The sequence below is a fragment of the Acidiphilium sp. MT5 genome (assembly GCF_054767495.1).
Genome location: NZ_BAABMR010000011.1, coordinates 28,653 through 49,106, shown reverse-complemented (window position 1 = coordinate 49,106; position 20,454 = coordinate 28,653). Strand labels below are relative to the sequence as shown.

Annotated in this window: 18 protein-coding genes; 7 read left to right on the top strand and 11 right to left on the bottom strand. The window is 59.9% G+C overall.

Features of this window, described 5'->3' with window-relative positions:
* Positions 1 to 5: 5 nt before the first annotated feature.
* Together ACYUCQ_RS12445 and ACYUCQ_RS12440 are read left to right on the top strand one after the other, a co-directional pair.
* The gene (locus ACYUCQ_RS12445; RefSeq protein ID WP_460254862.1) at positions 6 to 488 is read left to right on the top strand and encodes a DUF3429 domain-containing protein; all 483 of its coding nucleotides are present in this window, start codon (positions 6 to 8) and stop codon (positions 486 to 488) included.
* A gap of 12 nt (positions 489 to 500) precedes the next feature.
* Positions 501 to 1,484 (top strand): restriction endonuclease, encoded by a 984-nt coding sequence (locus tag ACYUCQ_RS12440; protein ID WP_460254861.1) that lies wholly within the window; start codon positions 501 to 503, stop codon positions 1,482 to 1,484.
* 94 nt (positions 1,485 to 1,578) lie between these two features.
* Here the strand turns inward: ACYUCQ_RS12440 and ACYUCQ_RS12435 are convergent, their stop codons facing one another.
* The 4 genes from ACYUCQ_RS12435 to ACYUCQ_RS12420 are packed head-to-tail and all read right to left on the bottom strand — an operon-like array spanning position 1,579 to position 7,446.
* Positions 1,579 to 3,366: an acyl-CoA dehydrogenase C-terminal domain-containing protein gene (locus ACYUCQ_RS12435; protein WP_460254860.1), complete on the bottom strand. Its 1,788-nt coding sequence runs from the start codon at positions 3,364 to 3,366 to the stop codon at positions 1,579 to 1,581.
* 48 nt (positions 3,367 to 3,414) lie between these two features.
* Positions 3,415 to 5,778, bottom strand: a complete 2,364-nt coding sequence (locus tag ACYUCQ_RS12430) for a 3-hydroxyacyl-CoA dehydrogenase/enoyl-CoA hydratase family protein (RefSeq protein ID WP_460254859.1) — start codon at positions 5,776 to 5,778, stop codon at positions 3,415 to 3,417.
* On the bottom strand, positions 5,778 to 6,914 hold the full coding sequence (locus tag ACYUCQ_RS12425; protein WP_460254858.1) for a thiolase family protein: 1,137 nt from the start codon (positions 6,912 to 6,914) through the stop codon (positions 5,778 to 5,780). The genes ACYUCQ_RS12430 and ACYUCQ_RS12425 overlap by 1 nt, the downstream gene beginning before the upstream one ends.
* 46 nt (positions 6,915 to 6,960) lie before the next feature.
* Positions 6,961 to 7,446 (bottom strand): MerR family transcriptional regulator, encoded by a 486-nt coding sequence (locus tag ACYUCQ_RS12420; protein WP_460254857.1) that lies wholly within the window; start codon positions 7,444 to 7,446, stop codon positions 6,961 to 6,963.
* Between the two features lie 369 nt (positions 7,447 to 7,815).
* Here ACYUCQ_RS12420 and ACYUCQ_RS12415 point away from each other — a divergent pair, with 369 nt between their 5' ends.
* Positions 7,816 to 8,955 (top strand): OmpA family protein, encoded by a 1,140-nt coding sequence (locus tag ACYUCQ_RS12415; RefSeq protein ID WP_460254856.1) that lies wholly within the window; start codon positions 7,816 to 7,818, stop codon positions 8,953 to 8,955.
* Between the two features lie 90 nt (positions 8,956 to 9,045).
* Here the strand turns inward: ACYUCQ_RS12415 and ACYUCQ_RS12410 are convergent, their stop codons facing one another.
* The 5 genes from ACYUCQ_RS12410 to acs form a co-directional block, all read right to left on the bottom strand.
* Complete coding sequence (locus ACYUCQ_RS12410; protein WP_460254975.1) at positions 9,046 to 9,798, bottom strand: tyrosine-protein phosphatase; 753 nt, start codon at positions 9,796 to 9,798, stop codon at positions 9,046 to 9,048.
* Positions 9,799 to 9,812: 14 nt separating this feature from the next.
* Positions 9,813 to 10,325 carry a hypothetical protein gene (locus tag ACYUCQ_RS12405; RefSeq protein ID WP_460254855.1) on the bottom strand — a complete coding sequence of 171 codons (513 nt, stop codon included), beginning with the start codon at positions 10,323 to 10,325 and terminating at the stop codon, positions 9,813 to 9,815.
* A gap of 91 nt (positions 10,326 to 10,416) precedes the next feature.
* Positions 10,417 to 10,728: an EthD family reductase gene (locus ACYUCQ_RS12400; RefSeq protein ID WP_460254854.1), complete on the bottom strand. Its 312-nt coding sequence runs from the start codon at positions 10,726 to 10,728 to the stop codon at positions 10,417 to 10,419.
* Between the two features lie 29 nt (positions 10,729 to 10,757).
* Positions 10,758 to 11,609, bottom strand: coding sequence for an alpha/beta fold hydrolase (locus ACYUCQ_RS12395; protein WP_460254853.1), 852 nt, complete (start codon positions 11,607 to 11,609; stop codon positions 10,758 to 10,760).
* 11 nt (positions 11,610 to 11,620) lie between these two features.
* Positions 11,621 to 13,552 (bottom strand): acetate--CoA ligase, encoded by a 1,932-nt coding sequence (gene acs, locus ACYUCQ_RS12390; RefSeq protein WP_460254852.1) that lies wholly within the window; start codon positions 13,550 to 13,552, stop codon positions 11,621 to 11,623.
* 322 nt (positions 13,553 to 13,874) lie between these two features.
* Here acs and ACYUCQ_RS12385 point away from each other — a divergent pair, with 322 nt between their 5' ends.
* Together ACYUCQ_RS12385 and ACYUCQ_RS12380 are read left to right on the top strand one after the other, a co-directional pair.
* Positions 13,875 to 14,078 carry a cold-shock protein gene (locus ACYUCQ_RS12385; RefSeq protein ID WP_460254851.1) on the top strand — a complete coding sequence of 68 codons (204 nt, stop codon included), beginning with the start codon at positions 13,875 to 13,877 and terminating at the stop codon, positions 14,076 to 14,078.
* 314 nt (positions 14,079 to 14,392) lie between these two features.
* A complete protein-coding gene (locus ACYUCQ_RS12380; protein ID WP_460254850.1) occupies positions 14,393 to 16,099 on the top strand; it encodes a long-chain-fatty-acid--CoA ligase in 1,707 nt (568 codons plus the stop codon).
* 35 nt (positions 16,100 to 16,134) lie between these two features.
* On the opposite strand, the gene ACYUCQ_RS12375 is transcribed toward ACYUCQ_RS12380, so the two are convergent.
* Both ACYUCQ_RS12375 and ACYUCQ_RS12370 read right to left on the bottom strand, forming a co-directional pair.
* Positions 16,135 to 17,511 (bottom strand): ATP-binding protein, encoded by a 1,377-nt coding sequence (locus tag ACYUCQ_RS12375; protein ID WP_460254849.1) that lies wholly within the window; start codon positions 17,509 to 17,511, stop codon positions 16,135 to 16,137.
* Positions 17,508 to 18,224: a response regulator gene (locus ACYUCQ_RS12370; RefSeq protein ID WP_460254848.1), complete on the bottom strand. Its 717-nt coding sequence runs from the start codon at positions 18,222 to 18,224 to the stop codon at positions 17,508 to 17,510. The genes ACYUCQ_RS12375 and ACYUCQ_RS12370 overlap by 4 nt, the downstream gene beginning before the upstream one ends.
* 304 nt (positions 18,225 to 18,528) lie before the next feature.
* On the opposite strand from ACYUCQ_RS12370, the gene ACYUCQ_RS12365 reads away from it, so the two are divergent.
* Positions 18,529 to 19,674, top strand: a complete 1,146-nt coding sequence (locus ACYUCQ_RS12365) for a type III PLP-dependent enzyme (protein ID WP_460254847.1) — start codon at positions 18,529 to 18,531, stop codon at positions 19,672 to 19,674.
* Positions 19,675 to 19,728: 54 nt separating this feature from the next.
* Positions 19,729 to 20,451: a dienelactone hydrolase family protein gene (locus ACYUCQ_RS12360; RefSeq protein WP_460254846.1), complete on the top strand. Its 723-nt coding sequence runs from the start codon at positions 19,729 to 19,731 to the stop codon at positions 20,449 to 20,451.
* The last annotated feature ends 3 nt before the right edge of the window (positions 20,452 to 20,454 follow it).

Genomic DNA, 20,454 nt, shown 5'->3' with positions numbered 1-20,454 from the left:
CGTCCATGACACGCACCCCGATGATGACGGCGACGCTGCTGGGTCTGGCCGGGACCATTCCGTTTATCGCGCTGCTCGCGATTATCGCGACCCGCCCGCTCGATGCGCCGACGGCGACGGTGAGCATTATCGATTATGGCGCGGTTATTCTGAGTTTTCTCGGCGCGGTGCATTGGGGATTTGCCCTGGAGCCGGGCGGCATGGTGCGTGACGCGCGGGCCAATGATCAGCGGCTGGTGTTCGGCGTGCTGCCCGCGTTGATTGGGTTCTTCGCGTTGATTTGCGTCACCCCGCTCGGCGCGCCGCGCCTCGCCCTTGCGGTGCTGATTGCCGGATTTTTCGCGACGATCCTGGCCGAGACGGTGGGGAAAGGGCGCGATTTGGTGCCAGCGAAATATCTGGTGCTCCGCTGGGTGGTGAGCTTGGTGGTGCTGCTGGTGTTGGTCGCGACCTTGTTCATCACGCTGGTGGGGATGCGGCAGGCTTAGGGGGCGTTCGGCATGACGATCCCGAGCTATGAGGCTCTCATGCTGCCGATCCTTAACGTGGTTGAGCAGAAGCAATATTCCATGCGCGAGTTGATTGAGCGGGTGGAAACGGACCTTGGATTGTCCGAGGACGAGCGCAACGCCCTGATCCCAAGTGGCAAGATATCCATTATCGCCAGCCGCACCCACTGGGCAAAAACATATTTAAAACAAGCCGGTTTGGTTTCGCAGCCAAGCAGAGGATATGTGCAGATCACACCGTTGGGACGGTCGGTTCTCGCCGAAGCTCCAGATCATATCGACGGGGCATACTTAAGGCGATTTGAAGCGTTTCGGGAATTTTTAGCGCGCGCTAAAACCAAAACCGAACCATTGGTGCCGATATCGGCCCAGAACCACGATGATCGCCTATCCGCCATCGACACGGGGGCTGCCTCCGCTGGTCCGTTTACCAGTGTCAGCACCCCGGATGAGCAGATTGAAGCGGCGTTAATCACGCTGAATGAGACGTTGCGCGAAGCATTAATGGACCGGATTTTAGCCGTAAGTCCAACCTTCTTCGAACAACTTATTATCGATTTACTCTTGGCGATGGGTTATGGCGGTTCGCGATACGAGGCGGGCGAACGGCTCGGCAAATCCGGCGATGGCGGCATTGATGGTGTTATCCGCGAAGACCTGCTCGGACTTGATCGCATCTATTTGCAGGCTAAGCGCTATCAGCCGGGCAATTCTGTGGATGGCGAGTCTGTTCGCGCATTCTTGGGCGCGTTGATCAGCCAAGGGGCGCAAAAAGGGGTGTTCATTACCACTTCGTCGTTTACCAAACAGGCGCTCCGAGTAGCTGAGCAGGCGGGTGCATTGCGATTGATTTTGATCGACGGTGTTGAACTAACGCGATTAATGATCCGGTTCAATGTTGGTGTGCGGGTTGTCCGACAGATTGAACTGAAGCGGATTGATCTGGGCTATTTCGACACTGACGAGTCGGATTAGACGTATCCTCTGGCATCGCGTGGCGTAAGTTCCAAACAAATCGCAAAAAAGGGCGTGACCTTGTGGGTCACGCCCTTTGACCAGTGGCGCTCGGTTAGAACGCCGCGTCTTCGAATTCCATCATCGTCGCGGAGCCGGAGCGAATGGCGGCGAGCAGGGCGCCGGTTTGCGGTAATAGGCGCTCCATGAAGAATTTCGCTGTTTGCACCTTGGCCCGATAGAATTGGCCTTCGCCCACATCCTCGGCTTTTGGTGCGGCGATGGCGACCATGCGCGCCCAGACGAAGGCGAGTGCGGTGAGTCCGAACAGGCGCAGATAATCGACCGAGGCGGCGCCGATTTCATCATGATTGGACATGGCGTTTTCCATGATGAAGCCGGTGGCTTCCTGCATATGTTCGATCGCTTGTTGCAGCGGCGGCAGGAACGGTTCTAGCGCTTCGTTATCGGCATGAGCCTCGATAAATTCCATTACCGGATCGAGGAAGCGGGTGAGCAGGCGCCCGCCATCTTGCGGCAATTTGCGCCCGACCAGATCAAGCGCTTGAATGCCGTTGGTGCCTTCATAGAGCATCGAGATGCGCGCATCACGAACATATTGTTCGATGCCGTGGTCGCGAATATAGCCGTGCCCGCCATAGGTTTGCACCGCGAGGGAGGCAATTTCAAAGCCCATGTCGGTGAACATCGCTTTGACCACCGGGGTCATCAGCGAGGAGAAATCATCGGCGACTTGTTTCGCATCTTCATCGGTCGATTTGTTCAGGATTTCGAGCTCGCGCGCGACCCAACCGGCGAGACCCCGGCACCCTTCGATATAGGCGCGCATGGTGAGCAGCATACGGCGCACATCAGGATGCACCAAGATCGGGTCCGCTTGCTTGTCCGGCGCTTTGGTGCCGGTGAGTGAGCGGCCTTGGATGCGGTCACGCGCATAGGTAACGGCGTTTTGATAAGCGGTTTCGGCGATGCCGAGACCCTGAATACCCACGGATAGACGCTCAGTGTTCATCATTTTGAACATGCCGGCGAGGCCCTTATTCGGCTCGCCGACCAGCCAGCCTTTCGCGCCATCAAAACTCATGGCGCAGGTGGCGGAGGCTTTGATGCCCATTTTATGCTCAATGGCGGTGCATTGCAGGCCATTGCGCGGGCCGAGCGAGCCATCTTCGCGCACCAGGAATTTCGGCACCACGAACATCGAAATGCCTTTTACCCCGCGCGGCGCATCCGGCAGGCGGGCGAGCACCAGATGGATGATGTTTTCGGTCAAATCATGCTCGCCGGCGCTGATGAAAATCTTGTTGCCGGTGATGCTGTATGAGCCATCCGGGTTCGGCTCGGCCTTGGTGCGCAGCATGCCCAGATCGGTGCCGCAATGCGGCTCGGTGAGGCACATGGTGCCGGACCATTTGCCGGTGACGAGGTTGGGCAGATAGGTTTTTTTCTGCTCCTCGCTGCCAACGTGGGATAGAGCGACGTAAGCGCCATGGGTCAAGCCGGGATACAGACCAAAGGCGACATTGGCCGAGCAGAGCATTTCTTCGACCATCATCGCCGCCGGGATCGGCATGCCTTGGCCACCCCATTCGGGGGCTGCGGCCATCGAACTCCAGCCACCCTCGCAGAACGCTTTATAGGCATCCTTGAAGCCGGTGGGTGTGCGGACGACGCCGTTTTCATAGACGCAGCCTTCAAGATCACCAACCTGATTGAGCGGGAACAGCACGTTCTCCGCCATTTTCGCGGCTTCTTCCAACACTGAATCCATCAATTCCGGCGTGAAATCCGCATTGCCGGGCAGTTCAGTGATGGTGCTGCTGTCGAATAATTCGTGCAACACAAAGCGCATATCCTGGATCGGGGCATGATAGACGGGCATGGGTAACGCTCCTTTTGACGAACGATAACAGGTACAAAGGTGTCGAGATCAATTCCGCAAGGGTTTGCCGGTATCGATAATTTGCTTGATCCGCGCTTGGGTTTCCTTGGTACGGAACAGGGCCATGAAGGCTTCGCGCTCCAAATCCATAATCGCGGCTTGGGGCACCGGATCGATGATATCGATATCGCCGCCGGTGAGCACGCGCGCGAGATGCGTTGCCACCGTAACGTCATGCGGGGTGGCGATGCCTTTTTTGCGAAACTCATTGACGGCCATGGCGAGGCCGGTGCGCCCGGTCGCGCCGGGCAATTGCAGAGGTGCCGGGTCAGGCGGCGGCGCGTAGCCGGGCACCATGGCCAGCGCCCGCGCTTTGGCATCTGCGAGCACACGGGTGCGGTTCATGGTGATGCCATCGGTCGGGCGGAGGAATTTCAGTGCCTGCGCCTCGGTGGCTGAGAGGCTGACTTTCGCCGTCGAGATCATTTCGAACACTTTGGCCACGGCCGGCATTGGGCCGCGCGGCATTTTCGGATCGGCCTGCCAACGGGTGAGCATTTGGGTGCAACCGCCCCAGCCGGGAACCAAGCCGACACCGGCTTCAACCAGGCCGATATAGGTCTCGGCATAGGCTTGCACGCCAGCGCAATGCAGCAGGATTTCGCAGCCACCGCCCAAGGCGCGACCGGCGGGCGCGGCGACGATGGGGACCGGGGCCGTGCGCATCAATTGATAGACGCGCTGACCTTCCTTGATGGTGCCTTCAATTTTGCCCCACATGCGCAAATTGGCCGCAAACATCGCAAGGCCAAGATTGGCACCGACCGAGAAATTTTCCTTGCCGGGGCCTGCGCGCAAATCCTCTGAATAGATCACCATTGCTTTGTAGGATTTCTGTACCAGGGCGATGGTTTTTTCGAGGAGTGCCAGAATATCGCCATCAAGCGCATTCATAATCGAATGGAATTCGACGCAGAGCACGCCATCGCCAATATCCCAGACCGACGCGGATTTATTGCCCAGCACCGGCTTGGCACCGCGCTTGACATCCTCAAGCAATAACACCCCATCGGGGCGCAGCACCGGGTGGTAGGCACCATCCAAGCCGAATTGCAGCAGGGTGCGGCCTTCGGTTTTATAGAATTTGCCATCGCCGATTTTGCTGAGCACCGGCGGGACTGGAATTGAAAGTTCGGTGAGCTTGCTTGCAACATAGGGCGCGCCCAATTTATCGATCAGCTCGAACGGGCCGTATTTCCAGGTATAGCCCAGGCGCATTGCCTCATCGATGCTGGCAATATCCGGCGCTATTTCACCGAGCAAAGATGCGGCATAGGCTAACACCCGGCCCAGCACACCCCAGGCATAGTGGCCGGGCTTGGAGGTGGCGCCAACCAGCTTTTTCAAATCCTTTTTTGCATCCGCGACTTCGGTGATTTTGGGGCGGATGCTGGCGCGCCATTCAAGGCGGCCTTGGGCGGCGGCGGCGAGGGACAAGGTTTGCTTGACCCGCTCAGCGCCCCGGCCTTGGCTGCGGTAAAACCCGCCTTTGCCTTTTTTGCCGGTATAGCCTTCGGCGATCAGTTTTTCGATGAAGGATACATCGCGGTTCATGCTGTGGAACGGATCGGATGGGGGCAGCAGCCGCGCGAGCGAGGCATTCACGTGCGGGCCAAGATCAATGCCGACGAGATCCATCAAGCCAAACACGCCGGTTGAAGGAAAACCCATCGGTTTGCCCATGATGGCATCGGCCTCTTCGACCTCAAGACCGAGATCAAGGGCGAGGACCATCGCGGTTTGGATCCAATAGGTGCCAATGCGGTTGGCGATGAAACCCGGTGTATCGTTACAAATGATAACGGACTTGCCCAAGGTAACATCGCAGAATTGTTGCAGTTTGCGCACTGCATCGGGCGTGTTCGCTGAGCTGGTGACCAACTCTAACAGGCGCATATAGCGCGGCGGGTTGAAAAAATGCGTAATCATGAAATCGGGTTTCAGGCTCTCATCCATCCCCGATGTCAGTTCGGCCAAGGGGATCGTCGAGGTGTTAGAGGACACCACCGACCCTGGCTTGCGCACGCGCGCGAGGCGGGCATAGAGCGCTTGTTTAATGTCTAGCCGTTCGATCACGGCTTCCACGATCCAGTCACATTCGGCCAGACTATCGAAATCATCTTCGGTATTGCCCGGCGTGATCAGCTTGGCGGCGGCTGACGACATGAGCGGATTGGGCTGGGCTTTTTTGAATCGCTCAATCGCCGCTTTAGCGATGGCGTTCCGGTCGGCACTGCCCGGCTTGACGATGTCGAGCAGCTTGACCTTGACCCCGGCATTGGCGACGTGAGCGGCAATCGCCGCCCCCATCACGCCCGCGCCGATCACGGCAACGGATTTTATTTCAGACATCAGACCGCCTCCAGCACCGTGGCGATGCCTTGACCACCACCGATACATTGGGTGGCGAGCGCATATTTGCCGCCTTCGCGCTTGAGCAATTGCGCGGCTTTGCCGGTAATGCGCGCGCCCGTGGCGCCGAGCGGATGGCCAAGGGCAATGGCGCCGCCATCCAGATTGACCGTCGCGGGGTCAAGCTCCAAATCCCGAATGCAGGCAAGGGCTTGCGAGGCGAAGGCTTCGTTCAGCTCGACCACGTTCAAATCCCGCGCGGTGAGGCCAGCGCGGGCGAGGGCTTTGCGCGATGCCGCGACCGGGCCGATACCCATAATATCTGGCGCGCAGCCCGCGACGGCGGTTGATTTGATCCGGGCGATAATCTCAAGCCCATGTTTTTTGGCGTAAGCCTCCGAGCAGACCAGCACCGCCGACGCGCCATCGGTCAGCGGCGAGGATGTGCCGGCGGTAACGGTGCCGTTGGCATCAAACGCCGGTTTCAACGCGGCCAAGCCCTCACGCGAGGCGTCATGCCGAATGCATTCATCCTGCGTAGCGTTGGCTTTGTTGAGGGTGATCGGCACGATTTCACTGGCAAGCCGCCCCGCTTTCTGCGCGGCAGCGGCTTTGACATGGCTGGCGAGGGCAAATTCTTCCTGCGCCTCGCGGGTGATTTGCCAACGCTGGGCGACATTTTCGGCGGTATCGCCCATGCCCATATAGGCGGCGGGATTTTTCGCATAGAGTGTGGGTGAGGGCATTGGGTTATAGCCGCCCATGGGCACGCGGGTCATGCTTTCGATGCCAACGGCGAGGAACGCCTCGCCCGCACCCATGGCAATCGCGCCCGCGGCCATATGCACCGAATACATCGAGGAGCCGCAGAAGCGATTGACGGTGGCCCCCGCCACGCTGATCGGCAAATCGGCGAGCAGCGCGATCAGCCGGGCGACGTTCAGCCCCTGCTCGGCCTCGGGAAAGGCGCAACCGACGAGAATATCCTCAATATCATCGGGTTTCACGCCGGTGCGCGCAATCAATGCCCGCACAATTTCCGCTGCCATTTCATCGGGGCGCACCCGGGTCAATCCGCCTTTTTTGGCCGGTGTGAACGGGGAACGGGCGTAGCCGGCGATGACTGCATGGGTCATGAATATGACAAGCTCCTCTGCGATGAAGACGGATATTTCGGTGGGTTCACGGTCGGGTTTTTTTGGGCAGACCAGGATCGTTCAAAACGGCCTCGGCTTGGCGTTCGATATCGGCGAGTTCGGCGAGACTTTGCTCAAGGGCTGAGCGCTGGTCATGCAGCTTGGCGATGCGCTTACGCACGGCGACCAGCAATTGGCGCACTTGGGCGAGATGGGTTGGGTCAATATCGTACAGATCAAGATATTCTTTGATTTCGCGTAACGAGAAACCAAGCCGCTTACCCCGTAAAATCAACACAAGGCGGGCACGATCGCGCACCGTATAGACCCGGGTGGTGCCGGCGCGGCTGGGCGCGAGCAGGCCTTTATCCTCATAGAAACGGATAGTGCGCGCGGTGACGCCGAGCTGGCGGGCCAATTGGCTGACGGAGAATAAGGCCTCCGCCTGGCCTGATTCGGTCGGTGAATCGCCGGATATGCTGCGCCGCGCCGCCCGCGCTGCTTGGGAGGTTTGCGGATCGATTGCTGCCATCTCTGTCATCCGTCGCTCGTCCTTCAAGATTTCGTCGCGTGATGCTGCGACACTATACGCAAGCCAATTAACGTGCGTGCCGGGATATTCATGACAGGAAGTGAGATTTGACGCAAACCGCATGATACTGCCCTATAGGGCATGCCTACAATTGCGTCAATATCCCTGATACCGACACGATTGGCCTTATACATGTTGTCAGGAAGAAACGATAGCAGACGCCGAATTTGTGGCTCTTGCGCCACATCGCGGCGGAAATACCCGCCCCCTGGTGCAAATCCCAAGTCTGCGATGCTACATGCAGGATCAGGCAATGGCTGTGACAAGCTGTTTTCCAACCGCAGACTGATCTGCACAAGGAGAAAACGAATGAAAATGCGCTCTATACTTTTGGCGGCGACGCTGATGTCCGCCCCTGCTTTGGTCCCTGCGATTGCGATGGCGCAGCCGGTGACCGGCCCTTATGTCAGTGCTGGCTTGGGCTACAACGTCATGGGTAGCCGGTCGGTCAAGAATGTCGCGGTTCCCGCCCTCAATGTGAGCGGCAACGCCGACGCGCATGCCGTGTTCCATAACGGCTTCACCGGCGAGGCCAGCGTTGGATATGGGTTCGGCAACGGTTTCCGCGTTGAATTGGAAGGCGATTATTTCGATAATCAGCTGAGCAAGGTTGATGTCGGCGCGGGCAGCACCGTGTTCCTGCCGGGTCAGGTCACCGCTTCGGGCAAAGAGAAAAAATACGGCGCGATGGTCAATGCGCTGTATGATTTCGACGTTGGCAGCCCTTACGTGTTCCCGTTCGTGGGCGCTGGCGTTGGCTATCAGTTCGTGCATCTGGATGGCGTGTCGGTCCCGGCTGTTGATGGTGGCCCGTCGGAATTCAGCATCAACCAAACCAAGGGTGGGCTTGCCTATCAGGCGATCGCGGGCGTTTCCTTCCCGATCCCTGGCGCACCGGGCCTCTCGGCCAATGTACAATATCGCTATATGCGCACCAATGGCCGCACCTATGCCGCGTCGTATAATTTGGGCGCGACGCCGCAGGCCGCTTCGGTTAAGCTCGGCGATGACAGCAACAACATGGTGCTGGTCGGTCTGACCTATCAGCTCTTCCCGCCCGCACCGCCGGCCCCGCCAGCTCCGGCACCCGCTCCGGTGGCCACCCCGGCTCCGGCGCCGGCCCGCACCTACCTGGTGTTCTTCGACTGGAACAAATATAACCTGACCCCGCGCGCGGATCAGATTATTGCCCAGGCGGCGGATGCATCGCGCACCACCCATGTCACTTCGCTGAACGTGAATGGCTATACCGACACATCGGGCACGCCGGCTTACAATGAGAAGCTGTCGTTCCGCCGTGCGGATACCGTCGCCGCCAAGCTGGTGGCTGATGGCGTGCCGAAGCAGGACATCGTGATCAAGGGCTTTGGTGAGACGCATCTGCTGGTGCCGACCGGCCCTGGCGTGCGTGAGCCGCAGAATCGTCGCGTGGAAATTATTCTCCACTAAGTGCCAAACGCGAAAACCGGCGGGGCGCATCAAGGATGCGCCCCGCTCGGCAGGCGACGAAAGAAAAACCCGGCTTTGTGCCGGGTTTTTTTATTCCAACATTAAATCCGCCAAAGCGGCGCGCTGCTCGGGCGTAAATCCCAAGGCCTGCCAATACCGGCCAAAGCCGCCATATCCTTGTTCAATCGCCCGGAGCGCCGCTTGCAAATAATCCGGGTCCGCCCGGCCCAATGTTTCAAGCGTCACCCGGTCAACCGGGGCGCCTAATTTTCGCGCGACCGCCCGGCCCAGAGCCGCATAAATCTGGTCAATATCCAAGCGCTGGTTGGTCTCCTGGTAATCATCGAAAATCTGATCGAGCGGCACGCCCACCGCTTGCAGCAACATTGCGACCGCGACCCCGGTGCGATCTTTGCCAACATGGCAATGCAACAAACTCGGCAACCCCGACCCGCTCAGCATCAAGCCAATCTGCTGCCGCAGGATCGGCATCAGGAGAAGCGGCAAGGCGGCATATAAATCGATCATGGTTTGGCGCGCCCCTGCCGGTCCGGGCTGGGCCAGCAACCGTTCGAGCAAGGAGGCCATGCCCGCGCCGTGATCGCTCGCGGCGGGGAGCGTGATGATGCGCACCGGCGCGTGCCAGCGGGTGGGAAAGCGCCGCCGCTCATCTTCGCTCCGCAAATCGCAAATCAGCCGGATATCCAGCGCATCGAGCTGCTCAAAATCGGCTGCGGTGAGAGCAGAACATTCGCCGGAACGAAACAGCGAGGCCGGGCGGAGGTGCCGACCATCCTGGGCGCGGTAGGCAGGGACGGCGCGAAAATTCGGCGCGCCCGCCAGCGAGAGCGCGAGGGTCAGGGCAGCTTCGCCTGCGCGGCCAACCGCCGGAATGAAGACGATTCGGCGATTCCGCAGGTGACCACCACGCTCGGCTGGCTGGCCGGTTGCTGCTGGGCGAATTTTTCCATCGCCTCCGTCGTTTTCAAACTGAGCACCCGCCCGAACAGGGTAATGCTGTGGTTACAGAAATCGACACCCTGGCTGATGCCGGCGGAAGATTGCACATTCGCGACGTTGGTGACGTAGCGATCCTCATAGCGATGAAAAAACCGGCCATGTTGCGCGCGGAAAAACGCATCGACCAAATGCTGGGCATGCAGCACCGCCGGCTGAAACCGGGTCATGAATTGGTTATAGTCGGCGCGTTGATCGCACGCCAAGGCGCTGACCATCAGGGCCGATTTCAGCCCCACCACATCGAGCGCTTTGGTATTGGTCGAATTCAGACAGGCTGAGGCGTTGCCTGCGATCATCATCGCCGCGACCACGCCGGCGACCACGCGCTTGCACTGGATTGACATATTCATCACCGCTCCGCTTGACCCAACTGCACCGCACATAGTCACGGAAGTTTTTAGAAGTAAAGCAAATTTATCTAAATTCGCTAAGGTCGTGCGCCTAAATCATGATCTCGCTGATTTGCGTGATCGGCTTGATCGAGGTGAAATTCGGCACATCGCCGAACAAGGTCGCGCCATGGGCTTTGACGGCGGCGCCGAAGGCGGCGAGATCGTCAAACTCCAGCGTCGTCATCAGCGCATAGGCAGGCGGCGCGCCATCCGGACCAGGCTTACCGGCGAGCACGCGCACATTGCGCAAGCCCATGGGCCGCCAAAGCTCAGCGACCATCAGCATGTGCCGGTCACGGTAATAATCCAAATCGAGACGCGCCCCCTCGGTGGTGGGGTATAGCACGGTAACGGCGATCATTGTTGCGCTCCTGCAGTGAACAAACGTGGTTAAAGCGACGCGACGAGCTGCGCCAATTCGTCATTAAAGCGGCCCGGATGCTCCTGTTGCGGCGCGTGGCCGCACTCGGCGTAAGCGGAGAGGCGGGCATGGGGCACCGAGGCGACGATATGAGCGGCCATTGAGGGCAGCACCACGGCGTCATTCTCACCTTGGGTCACCAGACAAGGCCGATCGAGACTTTGCAAAGTAGCGGTGAAATCAAGCGTGCGCATCAGCAAAAAGGCCCGCACGGCGGGCGGCGTCAGCGCGAGCGAGACCAAGGCGCGTTCAGTATCGGCGGTGGCGAGCGGCTTATGGGTGGTGCAATGCACCACATGGCGCACCCCTTCGATCATCACCGCCGGATCATCGCTCGCGGCCATCAGCGCGCCATCGATAAAGGCTTCGCCGATATGGCTGGGCGGGTTGGAGGAAATGACCGCAGCACCGACAAAATTCACCGCACCGACATTTTTGCTGCCATGGCGGGCCAGATAATCGGAGATCACAAAGCCGCCATAGGACCAACCGACCAGGACCGGGCGCTTGAGTTTCAGTTCGATCATCACGGCGGCAATATCATCCGCCCAATGCGCGCCGTTTTGATAGAGCTCAGGATCGAGCGGCTTGTCGGAAAATCCATGGCCGCGCAAATCGAGCGCCACGATCCGGTGGCGTTCGCGCAGGGCTGAGTCAAACTGGTTGTGCCACGACAGATAGCTCGCCGACCAGCCGTGAATGAACAGGATCGGCGGTGCGTCCGCCGGTCCCCATTCGCGCACATGCAAGCCGACACCGCCCGAACCGAGCACGCGATGCACCTTGCCGGCCTGATGCTCGATGGTGGATTTTGTTGGCATGATCAGGCTCCTCAGCGATGCCGGGTATCAACCAAGTCGGTCACCACGGTTGGATCGGCCAGGGTAGAAATGTCACCCAGGCTATCGGTTTCATTGGCGGCGATTTTGCGCAGAATCCTTCGCATGATTTTGCCGGAGCGGGTTTTCGGCAATCCCGGCGCCCATTGGATCACATCCGGTGCGGCAATCGGGCCAATCTCCTTGCGCACCCAGGCGATCAGCTCTTTTTTCAGCGCATCGGTTGGCTCGATACCCGCTTTGAGGGTGACATAGGCATAGATCCCCTGCCCTTTGATGTCATGCGGGAAGCCCACCACGGCAGCCTCGGCGACTTGCAGATTGGCGACCAGGGCCGATTCCACCTCCGCCGTGCCCATCCGATGGCCCGAGACATTGATCACGTCATCGACGCGGCCGGTGATCCAGTAATAGCCATCCTCATCGCGCCGGGCGCCATCGCCGGTGAAGTAATAGCCTTTGAAGGTCGAGAAATAGGTCTGGATGAAGCGCTCATGATCGCCAAACACGGTGCGCATCTGCCCCGGCCAGCTATCGGCGATGCATAAATTGCCCTCGGTGGCCCCTTCCAGCGGATGACCCTCGGCATCGACGATCACCGGCTTGACGCCGGGCAGCGGCAGCGTGGCGGAGCCGGGTTTCTGGTCGATCGCGCCGGGCAGCGGGCTGATCAGAATGCCGCCGGTTTCGGTTTGCCACCACGTATCGACAATCGGGCAACGGCTATCGCCTACCACCCGGTAATACCATAGCCAGGCCTCAGGATTAATCGGCTCGCCGACACTGCCGAGGATGCGCAAGGAGGCGCGCGAGGTTTTGCGCACCGGCGCTTCGCCATCACGCATCAAAGCGCGGATGGCGGTGGGGGCGGTGTAGAAAATATTGACCTTGTGCTTGTCGATCACCTGCCAGAAGCGCGAACTATCCGGGTAATTGGGGATCCCCTCGAACATCAAGGTGGTGGCGCCGTTGGCGAGCGGACCATACACAATATAGCTATGGCCGGTGACCCAGCCGACATCGGCGGTGCACCAGTAAATCTCACCCGGATGATAATCGAACACATATTGGTGGGTGAAGCTGGCCCACACCATATACCCGCCGGTGGTGTGCAGCACGCCCTTGGGTTTGCCGGTGGAGCCGGATGTGTAGAGAATGAAGAGCGGGTCTTCCGCATTCATCGGCTCGGCGGGGCAGTCAGCCGATACCTTGGCACCGGCCTCGTGATACCAATGATCGCGCCCGGCTTGCATCGCGACATCGCCGCCAGTGACCTTGACCACCACAACCGATCGCAACATCGGGCAGGTTTTCAACGCCGCATCGACATTGGCTTTGAGCGGCACCCGGCGGCCGCCTCGGCGGCCTTCATCGGCGGTGATCAGTAATTTGGAATCGCAATCCTGGATGCGATTGGCGAGGCTATCCGGCGAAAACCCGCCAAACACCACCGAATGGATCGCACCGATGCGCGCGCAAGCGAGAATCGCAACGGCGGCTTCGACCACCATGGGCAGATAGATGGTGATCCGGTCGCCCTTCTGGGCGCCGAGCGACTTCAGCACATTGGCCATCCGGCAGACGTCCGCATGGAGCTGGCGATATGTGACGTGTTTGCTCTCGTTGGGATCATCGCCTTCCCAAATGATCGCCACCTGATCACCCCGCGTGGCCAAATGCCGGTCCAGGCAGTTAGCGGCGGCGTTCAAGATGCCGTCTTCGAACCATTTGATCGATACATCGCCGGTAAATTTGGTGTTTTTGATGATTTTGGGCTCGCGGATCCAATCGATCCGGTTTTTCTCGCCGGCCCAAAACCCTGCAGGGTCGGTGGCCGCTTGTTGCGCCATGGCATCATAGCGCGCCCGATTAACCAGGGCGTGAGCGGCGATTTCGGGTTTCACTGGAAATAATGTGTCGGTCATGGTGCAGTCCTCCGTATTTTGTCGGCGTCATTGATGCGCAGCGCCTGCTCTCGCCCCTGTTATGGCGCGAATTCGCCGCGACCGGAAGAGGCAACCGGATCGGCATGCATTTAGACCCACCCTCGCTGATTGAGGGCGGTGGCAATCAAAACGCGTTGACATCGGAACACATTTCTGCGCCATTAATATTGCAACCGACTTTGGCTTGCCTTGTTGCGCATGGCGAGATCCGTCCACCGGCAGGATGCCCAAATCACGGTTGTCCCCATCAAGCCGCGCGGCGGGCGTGCGGCGGGGATGTCTAAGGAGCGACGACGCGACCATGGCGATTGGAACGGTTAAGTGGTTTAACACCACCAAAGGGTTTGGCTTCATTGTCCCGCAGGATGGCGGCAAGGATGTCTTTGTGCATATCACGGCGGTGCAAGCCGCTGGCATGCGCAGCCTCAATGAGGGGCAGAAATTGTCGTATGAAATCGCGATGGAGCGCGGCAAAGCCGCTGCGGTGAACCTCAAACCAATGTGAACCGATTATAAAACGGTTACGAAACGACCCCGTCGACGCATCGCGGCGATGGGGCGAGGGCGCGTTTTCGGTCAATAGCCGCCCGCGATGCAGTGAACTAATCTGATTTTCCGTGTTAACGGAGCCTTGTGGCTCCGTTTTTGTTGCGCTCAACCCAAGGCGGTATTGTTTCAGGCCGCTCGCTTGCAGCGCGATCGGCATTTTGGTATATCACCCATACGTTAGTCTTCTCTATGAAACGTTAATATCCCGAATGGCTATACCCCAATAATGGTCGCGTGGCCGGGTCCGTGCCCGGTTTCAAGGAGGAAATAATGGGTTCAACAGTAACAATGACCGCCCCGAAGTCGGCTGATTTTGTGGCGAACCCACGCGCGGCGGGCAGCATGCTCGATGAGGCGGCGCAACGCTTTGGCGCGCGGCCGGCGGTGGATTTTCTCGGGCGCGGCTGGAGCTGGAGCGACATTGCGACCTTGGCTGATCGTGCCGCCGCCGGGTTGCAGCAGCGCGGCGTGGTCAAAGGCACCCGGGTGGGGCTGTGCTTGCCGAACACTCATTATTTCATCGTTATGTACTACGCCATTTTGAAGGCGGGCGGCACGGTGGTGAATTTCAATCCGCTCTACACCGAGCGCGAGTTGGCAACGCAGGCGCAAAGTGCGGGCACGCGGATCATGGTCTCGCTCGATGTGCCGATGATCCAGGATAAAATCAGCGCGCTGGTGGCGCAGGGGCTGCTCGATCAGGTGGTTGTTTGCTCAATGGCGCAGGCGTTGCCCATGTTGAAATCATGGGCTTTCCGGCTGCTGAAATCGAGCGAGCGCGCGGCGATCCCCGCCACCAAAACCTATGTGCGATTCGCAAATTTGATCGCCGGGCAAAGCAAACCCGCGCCAGTGTCCATCAATCCGCTGGAGGATGTCGCGGCCCTGCAATTCACCGGCGGCACCACCGGGGTGCCGAAGGCGGCGATGCTGACCCATGGCAATATCACCACCAATGTGCAGCAAGTGCTGGCCGGCTCGCCGCCCTTGGCCGAAGGGGGTGAGCGGATCATGGGGGTTTTGCCGTTTTTCCATGTTTTTGCGATGACCGCGGTGATGAATCTCGGCGTCGCCATCGGCGCTGAGCTGGTGCTGATGCCAAGGCTGGATATCAAAATGCTGATGGCGGCGATTGAGCGCAAACGCCCAACCATCGTGCCCGGCGTGCCAACTTTATTCACCGCGATCAGTAATGCGGCCGGCTCGGGCATGGATTTGTCCTTCATCAAATTCTGCATCTCCGGCGGGGCGGCGATTTCGGCAGAAGCCGCCGACCGGTTCGAGCGCCTCTCGCAATGTTCGATCCTGGAAGGCTATGGCCTGTCCGAAGCCTCGCCGGTGGTCACCGCAACGCCGCCTGAACGGATCAAGCGTAATTCGGTCGGCACAGCACTGCCCGGCACCATCATCGAAATCCGCGACCCTGAGCAGCCGGAGCGCATTTTGCCGCAGGGCGAAAAGGGCGAAATTTGTGTGCGCGGGCCGCAAATCATGAAGGGCTATCTCGACCGGCCCGATGAAACCGCAAAATCGATGATCGATGGGGCGCTGCGCACCGGCGATATCGGGTATTTGGATGCGGATGGGTATTTATTCATTGTGGATCGGATCAAGGATCTGATCCTGTGCAGCGGCTATAATGTCTATCCACGGGTGATCGAAGAAGCGGCCTATCAGCACCCGGCGGTGCAAGATGCCATCGCGATTGGGATTGCCGATTCGTATCGCGGCCAGGCGCCCAAATTATTCGTCACGCTGCGCACCGGCGCTCAGGCGACTGAAGCGGAAATTTTGGAATTTCTGAAATCGCATCTCAATAAAATCGAAATTCCCAAAGCGATTGAAATCCGCGATAGCCTGCCCAAAACCCTGGTCGGCAAATTATCGAAAAAAGAGCTGGTCGCGGAGGAAGCCGCCAAGCCGCAAGTGATCAAAGAGTTTTTCAACGACCAGGATACCGGCGCGAAGGCCAGCTAGCCCCCAACCAACTTCAAACCACGCTCAAACCGGCCTCAAACGGGCAAAAACACACTCGCAATCAACCCGGCACCGCCGGGGCGATTGGCGAGGGTGATGTCCCCGCCATGGGCGCGCACCGCGTTGCGCGCAATCGCAAGGCCAAGCCCGGTGCCGCCGGTGCGCCGGTTGCGGCTGGTTTCAATCCGCCGAAATGGCTCGAACACCCGCTCCAATTCGGCAGCGGGAATCCCCGGCCCGTCATCTTCGATGTCGATGCGCACCATATCGCGCTGCGCCTGGCGTAAACTCACGCGCGCAGCACCCCCATAATTAATCGCATTAGCGATCAAATTGGCCAGCGCCCGCTTCAGCGATAACGGGCGCACGCGCAACGTCAAATGATCCGGCCCGCTGAACGACACGCACTCTGCGCCATCCGTCGCAACATCGGCAGCCTCATCGAGCGCGGTGCGCAGCAACGTCGCGATATCAACCGGCACCATCGCCTCGCTCGCGGCAATATCGCGGCCAAAGGCCAGCGTGGACGCCACCATGGCTTCCAGCTCATCGAGATCGGCCATGAATTTATCACGCACGGCCTCGTCTTCCAGGAATTCCACCCGCAATTTCAGCCGGGTGATCGGGGTGCGCAAATCATGGCCGATGGCGGTGAGCAGGAAGGTTCGGTCCTCGACGAAGCGGCGAATCCGCGCCGCCATGGTGTTGAACGCAATGGCCGCCGTCGCGATTTCCGAGGGGCCGCTTTCGGGCAATGAAGGCGCATTGCCAATGTCGCGGCCCAATTGCTCCGCTGCCGCCGCCAGCGTGCGCACCGGTGCGGTGAGGCGCAGCACCGCCCAAATGATCATCGCGGCACCCAGCACAAACATAATAATGAACGCCGTGGCGAAGCCCGGCGTGCGCCAGGGCGGCGTTGGGCGGAAGGGGGATATGACGGTCAGCCATAACCCATCGGGCAGGTGAAAACTGATCATCACGCGCGGTGGGTTGATCGCGCCGCGCAGGGTCATGCCATGGGGCCGAATATCCTTGGCCATCGGAAAAGCAATGATGCTGGCGCGCAAAATCTGGCGCGCCGGCAAGGGCAGTGCGAAACTGTTACGAAATGGCGGCTCAGGGGTGAGCAGTAACCGCCGTGGCCAGGCGGTTTTTTGCTCGGCACGCATCACGGCGCGCTGATCCTCCGGTGCGGCCTGGGCGATGCGCCGGTAAATCAAGGCGCTGCGGGTCGCGACTTCGCGCTGCGCTTCGATATTATTGAGAATACGCTGGTTATAGGTGTGCACCCCCAGCCCGATCGCCTGGACCAGCGCAAAGCCGATCAGCAAGGTCAACGCCGTGCGTCCGGCGAGGCTGGCCGGCCAAGGCCGCCAGCGCCAAACGGGGCGCCCCGGCCCTGCTTGCGTCATCCGCGCTCCACCTGCACCGACAGCACATAGCCACCCCCGCGCACGGTTTTGATCAATTGGGCGTTGCGACCATTATCCTCCAATTTGCGCCGCAGCCGCGACACGGCGACATCGATGGCGCGGTCAAACGGGCCGGCCTGACGCCCGCGCAGCAAATCGAGCAGCATGTCACGGGTCAACACGCGGTTCGGGCGTTCGAGCATGGCCAGCAGCAATTCATATTCGCCGCCGGTCAAGGCCACATCCACGTCTTCGGGATTGATCAGGCGGCGGCGCGCGGTTTCCAACACCCAGCCGCCGAAGCGATAAATCATCGCCGGTGGCTCGCGTCCCCGCTCGGGATCGTTCACCCGGCGCAGCACCGCGCGGATGCGCGCCGCAAGCTCACGCGGGTTAAACGGCTTGGTAACGTAGTCATCGGCACCCAATTCGAGGCCGATAATGCGATCCGGCTCCTCGCTCATCGCGGTCAGCATGATGATCGGCACCTTGGTATCTGAGCGCAGCCAGCGCGCCAGCTCAAGGCCCGATTCGCCGGGTAGCATCAGATCGAGCACCACCAGTTGAAAATGGCCATTGATGAAAGCGCGCCGCGCCTCGCGGCCATCGCGCGCCAGCGAGACCCGAAACCGCTCGCGCTCCAAAAAGCGGCCCAGCAGGTCGCGAATTTCGCGATCATCATCGACGATCAAAATATGCGGCATGGTTTCCATGGCTGTTACAATAGCCCGATCTGGCCTGCAGTGGCAGTCCGGGTTGCATTTCCTTACGATTTTACCGCAACGCAGACCCGGTGCCGCAAACAATCACTTGCGTGGGGGGTTTGATTTGATTATGTGACCCCCACGCAGCAACGCACGTGCCTCTGCCTCCCGACAGGGTGGTTACGCAACGACGTCAAGCGTTCTGGCAACTCCCGGCATTGTGCCGGCTCAAGTTGGTCGCTGGTTCGTTCGACCGTTTCGCAACCGTCTAGCGCCTCACGCGCTGGACCCTGGATTTGGAAGGGAGTGGGTTATGACCCCCAAACTCGCCCGTTTTGTCGACGCTCAATTTTCTGGCGCGCGCGCCTGCGCGACGCCGGCTTTGGTGTTCGATTTGGATCGCATGCGCGAGAATTACGCCTCGTTGCGCGCCTCCCTGCCCTCGGCCCATATTTATTATGCAGTGAAGGCGAACCCCGCCGCACCGGTGCTCGACCTGCTGACGCATCTTGGCTCGCGCTTTGATGCGGCCAGCATCGCCGAAGTGCGCCAATGCCTCGCCGCCGGTGCCGCCCCGAGCGCGATCAGCTTTGGCAACACGGTGAAAAAAGCCGCCGCCATCGCCGAGGCGCATGCCGCCGGGGTTGATTTATTTGCCTTTGATTCGCGTGCCGAGCTGGAAAAAATTGCCGCCGCCGCGCCCGGCGCGCGGGTATTTTGCCGCCTCGCGGTCAGCCAAGAAGGGGCTGATTGGCCGCTCTCGCATAAATTCGGCACCGATGCGCCAACGGCGGTGGCATTACTGATCGAAGCCGAGCAGCGCGGGTTGGTGCCCTATGGCGTGTCATTCCATGTTGGCAGCCAGCAAACCGGCGTCGGCGCCTATTGCAACGCCATTGGTGCGGCTTCTCTGGTATTCACCGATTTACGCAGCCGGGGCATCGATTTGTCGATGCTCAATATCGGCGGCGGCTTTCCGGTGCGCTATCGCGACGACATCCCGACAATGGGGGCGTTTGGCATGGCGATCACCGAGGCGCTGCGCGCCAATTTTGGCAATCATTGGCCTGAACTGATCATTGAGCCAGGCCGCGCTTTGGTCGCGGATGCCGGGGTGATGGTGTCCGAAGTGGTGCTGACCTGCCCACGCCCGACCGATCAACATCGCCGCTGGGTTTATTTGGATATTGGCCGGTTCGGCGGCCTCGCCGAGACCGAGGCCGAGGCGATCCGCTACCGGATCACCGCACCGGGCGTGACCGGCGCGCCGCAGCCCGCCGTGCTGGCCGGTCCGTCATGCGATGGGGTAGATGTGCTCTATCGTGAAACCGAGTGTCCGCTGCCCGCCGATCTGGCGGCGGGTGACTATGTGTTGATCCACGATACCGGCGCTTATGTGACAAGTTATGCAAGTCAGGGGTTCAACGGTTTTGCTCCGCCGGAAGAACACTATCTGTAAGTCCGTGGCCGTCGCTCCCGACGGCGCAATAACCCGTTCCAAAAGGATAGTCCCATGGCAGACCCGATAACCACCGTAACCGGCAGCATTGAAATCAAAGCCGCCGATGGCACCGGCACGTTCAAAGCCTACACCGTTACCCCATCCACCAAGCCGACCGGCGCGGTGGTGGTCATCCAGGAAATTTTCGGGGTGAATGACGCGCTGCGTGCCACCTGCCAGGAAATTGCCGAAATGGGCTATATCGCGGTGGCGCCCGATTTGTTCTGGCGCCAGGAGCCCGGCGTTGATTTGACCGACAAAACCGAAGCCGAATGGACCAAGGCGTTCGCCCTGATGAACGGCTTTGACCAGGATAAGGGCGTTGAGGATTTGAAGACCACCCTTGCCATCGCCCGCGCCCTGCCCGGCTGCAATGGCCGCGTCGCCACGGTTGGATTTTGCCTCGGCGGTCGCCTCGCAGTGATGATGGCTACCCGCTCGGATGCCGATTTGAACATCTCCTATTACGGGGTGATGCTCGATAAATTGGTGCCTGAGTTCGGTGCAATCCAAGCCCCGCTGCTGATGCACATGGCCGAAGAGGACGAGTTCGCGAATGAAGAGGTTCGCGAAGCCGTGCTCGATGGCGCCGAGGATAATGAATTGATCGAATGCTATGTCTATCCGGCGGTGCAGCACGCCTTCGCCCGGGTGAATGGCGTGCATTATGATCGGCGCGCCGCCACCATCGCCAATGGCCGCACCGCCGAGGCGCTGGCCGACATATTGGGCTGATGC